Raw genomic sequence first — 11,391 nt, 5'->3', positions numbered from 1 at the left:
ACGCGGGGTGATGGAGCAGGGCATGTCAGAGCCGCGTGCCATCCTCGGAGTGTGAGTTCAACCGCCGTGAGTCGCTGGGGCCGGCCGGCCGACCAGGACGGTGCCGGCTGGGCCGTGGTCGATGTCGAGACCTCAGGATTCCGGCCCGGTCAGGCTCGCGTCGTCAGCGTCGCGGCGCTGGCCCTGAGCGACGACGGCAACGTCGAGAAGAGCCTCTACAGCCTCCTCGACCCGGGCGTGGATCCCGGCCCCACCCACGTGCACGGGCTGACGGCGGAGATGCTGGCCGGGCAGCCGACCTTCGGTGATGTGGTCGGCGACCTTGCGGAGGTGCTGCGCGGGCGCACGCTGGTCGCCCACAACGTCGGCTTCGACTATGCGTTCCTGACCGCCGAAGCGGAGCTCGTGCACGCCGAGCTGCCGATCGACAGCGTCATGTGCACCGTCGAGTTGGCCCGCCGCCTCGAACTCGGCGCCGAGAACCTCCGGTTGGAGACGCTGGCCGCCCATTACGGGGTCACCCAGATGAAGCCGCACGACGCCCTTGACGACGCGATGGTGCTGGCACAGATCCTCAAACCGGTCCTGGTGCGCGCACAGGAACGCCGCAAGTGGCTGCCGGTGCATCCGGTGTCCCGGCGCACCTGGCCCAACGGGCGCGTCACCCACGACGAAATACGACCGCTGAAGGTGCTGGCGGCCCGGATGCCCTGCCCCTACGCCAATCCCGGACCCTTCGTGGCCGGGCGGCCGCTGGTACAGGGCATGCGGATCGCGTTGGCCGCCGAGGTGGGGCATACGCACGAGGAGCTCGTCGAACGCATCCTGCACGCCGGCCTGGCCTTCACCGAGTCGGTGGACGCCCACACGTCACTGGTCGTCTGCGACCAGCCCGCGCCGGAGCAGGGCAAGGGGTACCAGGCAGGCGAATTCGGGGTGCCGATGCTCAGCAGCACGGGCTTCCTGCAATGCCTGGACGCGGTGATCGGCGGTTCAGAGGTCACCGAATTCGGCGCCACGTCCCCGGTCGCCGACCAGTTCACCCTGTTCTGACGTGCTCCTCACGCCACGCCCGCGGGGACACCCCGTGGGCGCCGCGAAACGTGCGGGTGAAGTAGCCGGGGTCGGTGATGCCCACCCGCCGTGCCACGTCCTGCACCGCGAGGTCTGTCCCGCGGAGCAGGGCGCGCGCCTCGGCCATCCGCCGTTCGAGGATCCATTCGCCGACAGTGCGTCCTGTCCTGCGCCGCACCACCGTGGTGAGATGCCCTGGTGTGACGCCACATTCGCGCGCCACATCGCGTAGCGACACAGGCTCGGCGATGCGCTGCTCGATCACCTCGAACACCCGGGCGAGCATCGGCTCACCGCTGCGGCGCAGATCGACGACGACGTTGTCGACCAACCGCGCAAGCTCGATCAGCAGCACCGTCAGATGCGCCAGGCTCGCCTGGTGGTAGCCCTCACGGCGGTCGGCCAACTCCGTTTCGATACAGGTGAGAGTGGCCAGCCAGAATGCGCGACGGGGCGCGGGCACCTCGATCCGCAGCAGGCCCCCGTGATGGCCGTGCAGGAACGGGAACAGCAGGGGGTGCGCCCGCCACGTCGGCCACGGTGACCTGGCCCCCTCACCCAGCGCGGCCGGATCGAAGAAGACGGCGACGGCGTCGGTGCGGTCGGCGTCGGGCGGCGGGTCGACGGCGGCGCCGGCGGCCACCACGTCGACCAGACCGGTGCGGGCGTGATAGACGAGCACGGGGAAATCGTGGATGTGACGTCCGGCCGCGGGCAGCGTGCAGGCCTGCCACTCCATCACCGACACCGGCGGACTGCCCACCGCGCCGGGGTAGGAGTAGATCGGCACTCCGTCGCGGCGACCCGCGAACCTGGCCGTCTGGGACATCAGCCGAATATAGTTCAAGTTCTGCCGAGCATCGGCCCACATCGACGGTTCGACAAGGACAACGATGGGTGGCATGACCGAAGATAATCCAGACTCAGTGGTCGGCACCTGGGGCAACGGACATGACTACCTGCCCGCCGCCGGCCGTGACTTTCTGCTTCCCGCCTACGACGTCCTCGCTCGCATTCTCGGCTTCGGCCGCATCTACGACGAGCTGATCGACGTCGCCCAGCTCGACGGCACCGCCAACATCCTCGAGATCGGCTGTGGCACCGGTAATCTCACCATCCGCGCGCGACGTGCGGCGCCGACGGCACACCTGACGGCCACCGACCCCGACCACAAGGCGTTGGCGCGTGCGCGGCGCAAAATCGGCACCGCGGCCCGGGTGCAGCTGCAGACGGCCTACGCCCAGCAGCTTCCGTTCGCCGACAACGCCTTTGACCGCGTGCTGTCGTCGATGATGCTGCATCATCTCGACGACGACACGAAGGTCGCCGCACTGCGTGAGGTGTTTCGGGTGTTACGACCCGGTGGTCGCATGTACGTGGTCGACGTGGGCGGGGACGGCCCGGTGGGCCTGCTGTCCCGCGTCACCGGACATGACCACGCGACCGCCGGGTCCCGGCTGCCCGACGAGATGCAGGCGGCGGGATTCGACTGCGCGGTGCTGGCCACTCGCCGCGTCCGGCTGACCGGACCCGTCACGCTCTACCGGGCCACCCGCCCGGCCGAATGACCCGCCGACATTCGACTACCCGAGCGCCTTGGCTTTCAGCGCGTCGAACTCTCCCTGGGAGATCGTGCCCGCGTCGAGCAGCGCCTTGGCGTCGGCGATCTCCTGGGCAGGGCTGCGGCCCGCAGCATCCCGGATGTAGTCGTCGGTCTGCTGCTTGGCCTGCAGCGCCTGCTCCCGCGCCCGCTCTGCCATGCCCTTGCCACGGACGATCAGGTAGACGAGCGCCGTCAGGTAGGGCAGCACGATGAGGAAGATGACCCAGACCGCCTTGACCAGACCGGAAGTCTTGTGGTCGCGCCAGAACAGGTCGGCAAGGATGTTGAACAGGATCATCAGGTACGCGATGAACGCGAAGATGACGACCGCTGACCATAGGTAGTCCCAGAACGAATCCCACATGACGGCTGCTCCTTAACCGAATCCGCGCAGGTGCGCGGACCCAGTCAAGCACCCGCGGTGGCAGCGGACGAGGGCCTAAAGGCCTTCGGTGAAAGGGATGCGCGTCAGCTGCGCGCCGCCCGGTTCACCGCCGACACGACCGCCCGCAGCGATGCGGTGGTGATGGACGTCGCGATGCCGACGCCCCACACGGTCTTACCGCCGATCGAGGCCTCGACATAGGCGGCTGCCTTGGCTTCCTCGCCCGCGGACATCGCGTGTTCGGAGTAATCCAGCACGTTCACGTCGAACCCGATGGCGCCCAGGGCATCACAGAAGGCCGCGAGCGGACCGTTGCCCGCTCCGACGATCTCACGCTCTTCGCCGTCGATTTTCACCACTGCGGTGATCGTGTCGGTTCCACCGTCGACCTCGGCGGCGTCGACCTTCTGCCGCATGCGCTCCAGCGGGCTGATCGGCGCCAGGTATTCGTCGTAGAACGCGTCCCACATCTCCTTGGGGGACACCTCGCCGCCCTCGCCGTCGGTGATCGCCTGGATCGCCTGGGAGAACTCGATCTGCAACCGACGCGGCAGGGCCAGCCCGTGGTCGGCCTTCATGATGTACGCGACGCCGCCCTTGCCCGACTGCGAGTTCACCCGGATGACGGCCTCGTAGGTGCGGCCGACATCCTTCGGGTCGATCGGCAGATACGGGACCTGCCACAGCATGTCGTCGACGTCCTTGTCGGCGGCGTCGGCGTCGAACTTCATCGCGTCCAGGCCCTTGTTGATGGCGTCCTGGTGGCTGCCGGAGAACGCGGTGTAGACCAGATCGCCGCCGTAGGGATGGCGTTCGTGGACCCCCAGCTGGTTGCAGTACTCGACCGTGCGACGGATCTCGTCGATGTTGGAGAAGTCGATCTGCGGATCCACACCGCGGGAGAACAGGTTCATACCCAGCGTCACCAGACACACGTTGCCGGTGCGCTCACCGTTGCCGAACAGGCAGCCCTCGATCCGGTCGGCGCCGGCCGCGTACCCCAATTCAGCTGCGGCGACGGCGGTTCCGCGGTCATTGTGCGGGTGCAGGCTCAGGATGATCGAATCCCGTGGCGCCAGATGGCGGTTCATCCACTCGATCGAGTCGGCATAGACGTTGGGCGTGGCCATCTCGACGGTCGCAGGCAGGTTGACGATCAGCGGCACCTCGGGCGTCGGCCCGACGATGTCGGCGACGGCATTGCACACCTCGACGGCGTACTCCAGCTCGGTGCCGGTATACGACTCGGGGGAGTACTCGTATCGCCACTGGGTGCCGGGATACTTCTGGGCCTCCTGGACGCACATGCGGGCGCCGTCGGTGGCGATCTTCTTGACGGCGTCGCGGTCGGCGCGGAACACCACGCGGCGCTGCAGGATGGATGTCGAGTTGTAGAAGTGCACGATGGCCCGCGGCGCACCCTGGCAGGCCAGGAACGTGCGCTCGATCAGCTCGGGCCGGCACTGCGTGAGCACCTGGATGGTGACGTCGTCGGGAATGGCGCCCTGTTCGATGATCTCGCGGACGAAATCGAAATCGGTTTGGCTGGCCGACGGGAAACCGACCTCGATCTCCTTGTAGCCCATCCGCACCAGCAGGTCGAACATGCGGCGCTTGCGCTGGGGGCTCATCGGGTCGATCAGTGCCTGGTTGCCGTCGCGCAGGTCGACAGCGCACCACATGGGTGCGGTGGTGATCTGCTTCTCGGGCCAGGTGCGGTCGGGCAGACGGATCGGCTCGACTTCGTCGTCGAAGCTGCGATACCGGCTGACCGGCATCTGCGAGCCGCGCTGGGTGTTCCAGGACGGCTGGCCGGGATGGGGTGCACCCGCCGGGGTGCTGATGGTGCGTACCGAGCTGTAAGCGTCGGTGCTGGGATTGAAGTTCTCAGTCATTGGGGTGCTCCGGTGTGGTCTAGGGGGATTTCAGACCGGCGCATCGCGAAATACCCGCGACGGGAAGCCAGTCTGGATCAGACCCCGTCGCGGCGTCCGAGAAGGAGCACCCGCTGCACGTGGCACACCTTACTCCGGTGTGCGCGCGGGACAAAACGTGCGACGACGCCCACCGGCGCTACACCTGGGAGTCGGGGAACGCGATGACCGACAGGAACCGGATGGGCACCTCGATCAGGTCGACGGGACCGTGCGCGCCTTCGCCGTCGATCTGCAGCGAGTCTCCGGCGTGCAGCCGGTAGACCGACCGGCTGTGGCTGTAGTCCATGACGCCTTCGAGCATGTAGATGAATTCGGTGCCGGGGTGCTGGAACAGCGGATAGGTCTGGCTTTTCTCCGACAGCGTGACCTCGAGGCATTCCAGGCGCTTGTGCTCGCCCCGCAGCGACCCCAGCAGCTGATACTCGTGCCCTTCCCGGGTGCCCTCGCGCACGATGCGTGCCCCCGTGCCCGCCTTGACGAACGCCGCCGGACGCTCGACATCGGCACCCCGGAAGAGGCTGGTCACCGGAACGTCGAAGCCCTTGGCCAGCAGCGCCAGCGTCGACAGACTGCACGAGGTCTGCGCGTTCTCGATCTTGCTCATCATGGCCTTCGAGATGCCCACCTTGGCGGCCGTCTCGGCAACGGTCAGTCCGTGTTGAAGCCGCAGGAGCCTGACGTTCTTCCCGATCGCGGACTCGATCTCGAGTTCCTCGACCGGCGCGGCGGGATCGCGGTCTCTGGCGGTGCCGGAGGTATTGCGCAGCAGTGGGACGTCGTCGTCTGAGGCAGCCACAATTGTCCTGTCTAGCGCATCTGCCCCGCGCCGACGTATGGGTAGGGCGTCGTGAGCGGGTCGTCCTCGGCAAATCGTGACAGACGGAAGTCCGAGGCGGGGATCCGGGCGTCGTTGCTGCGCCCGTCGATCACGATGTCGGCGACGAGCATGCCGACCGCCGGGGCGATCTTGAAGCCGTGGCCGCTGAACCCTGCCGCGATCACCAGGCCGTCCAACGGACCCCTCGAGATGACCGGATTCCAGTCCGGGGTGACGTCGTAGCACCCCGCATAGCTGCTGGAGATCGCGGCGTCGGCGAAGCCGGGGAAGCGGGTGCCCACCTTGTCGACGGTGACGTCGACGAAGTCCTCGGTGGCGCGGTTCAGGTAGTCGTCGGGATCGGCCGGGTCGATGTCGGCGTAACCGGGCAGGTCGCTGTTGCCGAAGAGGATGTCGCCGCCGACCTCGGGGCGCACGTACTGCAAGGACACCAGGTCGGAGAACACCGGCACCGGCCCGGTGTCGAGCCCGGGATCGATCATGACGATCTGCTCGCGGATCACCTTGATGGGCAGATCGATGCCGTAGGGCGCCAGGAACGGGCGGCTCCACACGCCGGTGGCGACGATGACGGTGCCCGCGGAGATCTCGGTACCGTCGGCCAGGCGGACGCCGGTGACGCGGTCGCCGTCAGTGAGCAACTCGGTCACGGTGGCGCCCTGCTTGACGCGCACACCGGCGGCGCGTGCGGACGTCGAGAAGGCCTGGGCGGTCTGGTACGCGTCGCCGTATCCGCCGCGGGCCTCCCACCCGAACGCGGCGAACGGGGTCAGGTCCGCGAACGGCCACAGCCTGGCCACCTCGGTCTTGTCGATCTCCTCGGTGTCCACTCCCACGGCACGCTGGGCCGCGAGGCTCTTGCGCAGTGAGTCGACGTTCTGTTCGCCGACGCCGACGACGTAGCCGGTCTGCCGGAACCCGATGTCGGTGGCTTCCTCGCCAAGGAACTCCTGCGGACGCTCGAAGACCTCGAGCCCGACGGCCGCCATTGCGGCCAGAGAGCTGACCCCGTAGTGGCAGCGCACGATACCGCTGGACTTGCCGGTCATGCCGGAGCCGACTGTACCGCGTTCAGCCACAACAACATCGGTGACGCCGCGCCGACTCAGCGCCCACGCCGACGCCGCGCCTTCCAGGCCGCCACCGACGATGACGACGTCCGCCGTCTCGCTCACCAGGTGCCACCCCGGCCGGGAATCCAGTCGGTACCGGCCAGCGGGATGCGCGCCATCGCGGCCGCCTCGATGCTGACCGCCACGAGGTCGTCGGGTTCGAGATGGCAGACGTGGGACTTCCCGCAGGCGCGCGCGATCGTCTGCGCCTCCATCGTCAGTACCCGCAGGTAGTTCGCCAGCCGGTGTCCGCCTGCGATCGGGTCGAAGCGGGCAGCGAGTTCGGGATCCTGCGTGCTGATGCCCGCCGGGTCCTTGCCGTCCTGGTAGTCGTCGTAGAAACCTGCTGCACTGCCCAGCTTCTCGTACTCCGCGGCGTAGCGGGGGTGGTTGTCGCCGAGGGCGATGAGCGCGGCGGTTCCGATCGCGACGGCGTCGGCCCCGAGCGCCAGTGCCTTGGCCACATCGGCGCCGTTGCGGATACCGCCGGAGACGATCAGCTGAACCTTCCGGTGCACGCCCAGCTCGGTGAGCGCCTGCACCGCCTGCGGGATCGCCGCGAGCGTCGGTATTCCGACGTGCTCGATGAAGACGTCCTGGGTGGCGGCGGTGCCGCCCTGCATGCCGTCGACGACCACGACGTCCGCGCCGGCGTGCACCGCGAGCTTCACGTCGTAGTAGGTGCGGGTGGCGCCGACCTTGACATAGATCGGCTTCTCCCAGTCGGTGATCTCCCGCAACTCGTTGATCTTGATGGTGAGATCGTCGGGGCCGGTCCAGTCCGGGTGCCGGCAGGCCGAGCGCTGGTCGATGCCTTCAGGCAGCGTGCGCATACCGGCCACGCGTTCGGAGATCTTCTGTCCCAACAGCATTCCGCCGCCGCCTGGCTTTGCGCCCTGACCGAGCACGATCTCGATGGCATCGGCCTTGCGCAGGTCGTCGGGGTTCATGCCGTACCGCGACGGCAGGTACTGATAGACCAGGTACTTGCTCTGTCCGCGCTCTTCCGGCGTCATCCCGCCGTCGCCGGTGGTCGTGGAGGTGCCGACCTCGCTGGCACCGCGACCGATCGCCTCCTTCGCAGGCCCGGACAGCGCACCGAAGCTCATCCCGGCGATCGTGACCGGGATATCCAGGTGCAGAGGGTGTTTGGCGTGCCGATCGCCGAGCACGACGTCCGTGGCGCAGCGCTCGCGATAGCCCTCCAGCGGGTACCGCGACATCGATGCGCCGAGGAACAGCAGATCGTCGAAGTGGGGCAGCGGGCGCTTGGCGCCCCACCCGCGGATGTCATAGATGCCGGTGTCGGCCGCTCGCTGGATCGCGGCGATGGTGGCCCGGTCGAAGGTCGCCGACTCACGCAGGCCGAGCCGCGCGCGGTCGTCGTCGGTGTAGGTCATCAGTAGCTGCTCGCATTGTCGACGTGGAAGTGGTACAGCGAACGCGCTGACCCGTACCGGGTGTACGCGCTCGTGTCGTCACCTTCGAATCCGGCTGTTTTCAGGAGCTTTTCGAGCTCCAGGTGGTGCTCGTCGCGCATCGGTTTCGCGATGCAGTCCGCGCCCAGCGATGCGACGTCGCCGCGCACGTAGATGCGCGCCTCGTAGATGGAGTCGCCCAGGGCTTCGCCCGCGTCGCCGCGGATGACCAGCCGCCCGGCCTGGGCCATGAACGCGCTCATGTGCCCGACATGGCCGCCGACGACGATGTCCACCCCCTTCATCGAGATGCCGCACCGCGCCGCGGCGTTGCCCTCGACGACCAACAGGCCGCCGTGTGCCGTGGCACCGGCCGACTGCGACGCGTCGCCCTTGACCCACACCGAGCCGCTCATCATGTTCTCGGCGACACCGGTTCCGGCATTGCCGTTGATGATCACGTCGGCCTGCTGGTTCATCCCGGCGGCGTAATAGCCGACGTGGCCCTCGACGGTCACCGTGACCGGTGCGTTGAGGCCGACCGCGACATTGTGGGCACCCGCGGGATGCTCGATGACGAACTCTCCGGTCAGATCCGGCGCGTGCAGCGCGGTGTTGACCTCACGCAGCGGGGTCGTGGCCAGGTCGTAACGAGTCGGGCTGATCACCGGCTCCATGCGTACACCACCTCGGGCTCGGGTTCCCAGATGCGGGCCCGCTCGACGCCGGGAAGACCTGCCAGGGCGCGGTATTCACTGCCCATGGCGACCCAGTCCTCGGTCTCGGCGATCACCGCGGGCTTGCAGGCGATCGCGTCGCGCACCACCGCGAACGAGTCACGGTTGGAGACCAGCAACGTGTAGAAGCCGTCGAACGTGGCGCACAGTTCCTTGAGCGCACTTTGGACGTCGCGTCCCTCCGCGAGCAGCTTGGCGATGAACCGAGCACCCACCTCGGTGTCGTTCTCGCTGTCGAACGGAACACCGGCGGCGCGCAGGTCGCGCCGGATCGTGGCGTGGTTGGCGAAGGATCCGTTGTGCACCATGCACTGTTCGGGACCGACGGCGTAGGGGTGACAGCCTGCGGGCGTCACCGCCGACTCGGTCGCCATCCGGGTGTGCCCGACTCCCTGCCAGCCTTGGGCCTTCGCCAGTCCCCATCCGTCGGTGAGGGCACGGGGGTGGCCGACGCCTTTGAGAACCGCCATGTCCGAACCGAATCCGGCCACCAGGGCGCCCGGGTAGGCCGCGCGCACCGCCCTCAGCAGAACATCGGAGTCCACGCCTGCCGACAGCACGTAGCTGACGTCGACCGCGACGCCGTCGACCTCGCCACCCAGCGCCGCGGCGACAGCAGCCGCCACCTGATCCGGCTCTTCGGTGCGTCCGGTGCCGAGGTCGGCCACCGACACGCACCCCTGGCCTGGTGGCGACCAGGTCGGGTCGCCGTAGACGGCGACGCCGGCCGAGTCACTGCCGCGGTCTCCCATCTCGCAGAGCATTCCGGTCAGCAGCTCGCCGAGCCGTGGGTAGAGCTCGGGGCTTCGCAGATGCAAGCCGACGATCCCGCACATGGCCGTGTCCTTTCGTATTCCGCTTCGTGCCAGTCGAATCCGGCTCAGAAGGCTGTGAGGTAGTGCTCGAGCTCCCAGGGGGTGACCGCGCTGTGGTAGGCGAAGAACTCCTCGCGCTTGATGGTCGCGAAGTACGCGGCGACCCCGTCGCCCACGGCGTCGAGGACGCCGGTCACCACGGGGTTGATCTCGAATTCCTCGACGGCGTGCAGCAGTGTGGGTGGCAGCGTCTTGTCGCTGACGCCCTGTCCCACCGCGCCGGGATCGGTGCTGCGCTTGATGCCGTCGATACCCGCACCCAGCGCAGCCGCGATGGCCAGATACGGGTTGGCGGAACCGTCGCCGCCCCGCATCTCGATCCGGTCGGAATCGGGCACGCGGATGTAATGCGTGCGGTCGTTGCCTCCGTAGGTGGCCAGCCGGGGTGCCCACGATGCGCCCGACGCGGTGGAGACCGCGCCGGTTCGCTTGTAGGAGTTGACCGTCGGGCCGACCACCGCCTGCAACGCGCAGGCATGGTCGAGGATCCCGCCTATGAATCCGTACGCGGTGTCGGACAGGCCGAGGCCGCGCTCGTCGTCATCCGCTGTCGGGAACACCGGATTGCCGCCGCTGGTCAGCGACAGATGCAGGTGCAGTCCGCTTCCGGTCTTGTCGCCGAACGGCTTCGGCATGAAGGTGGCGATCATGCCGCGGTCGGCGGCGATCATCGACAGCAGATAGCGCAGCGTGATCACGCGGTCGGCGGTGACCAGGGCCTCGGCGAACTTGAAGTTCTGTTCGAACTGCCCGTTGCCGTCCTCGTGGTCGTTGGCGTAATTGGACCAGCCCAGCTGGTTCATGGCCGTCGAGACGGCGGTGAGGTGGTCATACATCCGGGTGACACCGCGCGCGTCGTAGCAGGGCTGGGCCGCGGTGTCGGCAGTGTCGGCCACCGACACGCTGCCGTCGGCGTTGCGGGACAACAGGAAATACTCGACCTCGGCGCCGACCCACGGTTCGAAGCCCGCGTCGGAACATCGTTCGATGAGGGACTTGAGGATGACCCGGGGCGCGTACGGCCAGGGTTTGCCTTCCACGTGCGGGTCGCAGTGCACGATCGCGAGACCGTCCTTGATGAACGGGATCGGGGTGAAGGACTCCGGGTCGGGGATCGCCATCAGGTCGGGATCCTTGGGCTCCTGCCCCATGGCGCCGACGGCGTAGCCGGCGAAGCCGACGCCCTCGGTGGCGAGCAGATCGACGGCCTCGACCGGAACCAGCTTGGCGCACGGCTTGCCCCGCAGGTCGACGAACAGCGCGAGGATGAACTTCGTGCCTGCGTCCCTGGCGAGGTCCTGGAGTTGGGTGGTGGCCATCAGAATCCTTGTCTCTTGTTAAGAATCAAAGTATCACGATATGAAACTCGATGCAGACGAACGGGCCGCCGCGGCGCATGCTCCCGCGGCGGC

Annotated in this window: 11 protein-coding genes; 2 read left to right on the top strand and 9 right to left on the bottom strand. The window is 67.8% G+C overall.

Annotated elements, in window-relative coordinates; all coding sequences use genetic code 11:
* Positions 1 to 51: 51 nt before the first annotated feature.
* Positions 52 to 1,053 carry a DEDDh family exonuclease gene (locus EL337_RS26150; protein ID WP_048634009.1) on the top strand — a complete coding sequence of 334 codons (1,002 nt, stop codon included), beginning with the start codon at positions 52 to 54 and terminating at the stop codon, positions 1,051 to 1,053.
* Here EL337_RS26150 and EL337_RS26145 read toward each other — a convergent pair.
* A complete protein-coding gene (locus EL337_RS26145) occupies positions 1,040 to 1,903 on the bottom strand; it encodes a helix-turn-helix transcriptional regulator (protein ID WP_048634042.1) in 864 nt (287 codons plus the stop codon). The two genes, EL337_RS26150 and EL337_RS26145, sit on opposite strands and share 14 nt — an antisense overlap.
* Before the next feature lie 73 nt (positions 1,904 to 1,976).
* Here EL337_RS26145 and EL337_RS26140 point away from each other — a divergent pair, with 73 nt between their 5' ends.
* A complete protein-coding gene (locus tag EL337_RS26140) occupies positions 1,977 to 2,642 on the top strand; it encodes a class I SAM-dependent methyltransferase (RefSeq protein WP_048634041.1) in 666 nt (221 codons plus the stop codon).
* A gap of 15 nt (positions 2,643 to 2,657) precedes the next feature.
* Here EL337_RS26140 and EL337_RS26135 read toward each other — a convergent pair whose 3' ends face one another.
* From EL337_RS26135 to glnT, 8 genes are all read right to left on the bottom strand, one after another.
* Positions 2,658 to 3,041 (bottom strand): SHOCT domain-containing protein, encoded by a 384-nt coding sequence (locus tag EL337_RS26135; RefSeq protein WP_048634008.1) that lies wholly within the window; start codon positions 3,039 to 3,041, stop codon positions 2,658 to 2,660.
* A 104-nt stretch (positions 3,042 to 3,145) separates the two neighbouring features.
* Positions 3,146 to 4,957, bottom strand: coding sequence for a 2-isopropylmalate synthase (gene leuA, locus EL337_RS26130; RefSeq protein ID WP_048634007.1), 1,812 nt, complete (start codon positions 4,955 to 4,957; stop codon positions 3,146 to 3,148).
* Positions 4,958 to 5,135: 178 nt separating this feature from the next.
* Entirely contained in the window at positions 5,136 to 5,795 is a 660-nt protein-coding gene (locus EL337_RS26125) for a helix-turn-helix domain-containing protein (protein ID WP_048634006.1), read from the bottom strand.
* A gap of 11 nt (positions 5,796 to 5,806) precedes the next feature.
* Entirely contained in the window at positions 5,807 to 7,012 is a 1,206-nt protein-coding gene (locus EL337_RS26120) for an NAD(P)/FAD-dependent oxidoreductase (protein WP_048634005.1), read from the bottom strand.
* Positions 7,009 to 8,349 (bottom strand): FMN-binding glutamate synthase family protein, encoded by a 1,341-nt coding sequence (locus EL337_RS26115; protein WP_048634004.1) that lies wholly within the window; start codon positions 8,347 to 8,349, stop codon positions 7,009 to 7,011. The genes EL337_RS26120 and EL337_RS26115 overlap by 4 nt, the downstream gene beginning before the upstream one ends.
* Entirely contained in the window at positions 8,349 to 9,044 is a 696-nt protein-coding gene (locus EL337_RS26110; RefSeq protein WP_048634003.1) for a GltB/FmdC/FwdC-like GXGXG domain-containing protein, read from the bottom strand. Before EL337_RS26110 ends, EL337_RS26115 begins: the two co-directional genes overlap by 1 nt.
* A complete protein-coding gene (locus tag EL337_RS26105; RefSeq protein WP_048634002.1) occupies positions 9,032 to 9,940 on the bottom strand; it encodes a class II glutamine amidotransferase domain-containing protein in 909 nt (302 codons plus the stop codon). The genes EL337_RS26110 and EL337_RS26105 overlap by 13 nt, the downstream gene beginning before the upstream one ends.
* A 44-nt stretch (positions 9,941 to 9,984) precedes the next feature.
* Positions 9,985 to 11,298, bottom strand: coding sequence for a type III glutamate--ammonia ligase (gene glnT, locus EL337_RS26100; RefSeq protein ID WP_048634001.1), 1,314 nt, complete (start codon positions 11,296 to 11,298; stop codon positions 9,985 to 9,987).
* Positions 11,299 to 11,391 lie beyond the last annotated feature (93 nt).

The organism is Mycolicibacterium aurum (assembly GCF_900637195.1).
Taxonomy (GTDB): Bacteria; Actinomycetota; Actinomycetes; order Mycobacteriales; family Mycobacteriaceae; genus Mycobacterium; species Mycobacterium aurum.
Note: the sequence above shows the minus strand (reverse complement) of the source record. Positions and strands in the feature narration are given on the sequence as shown.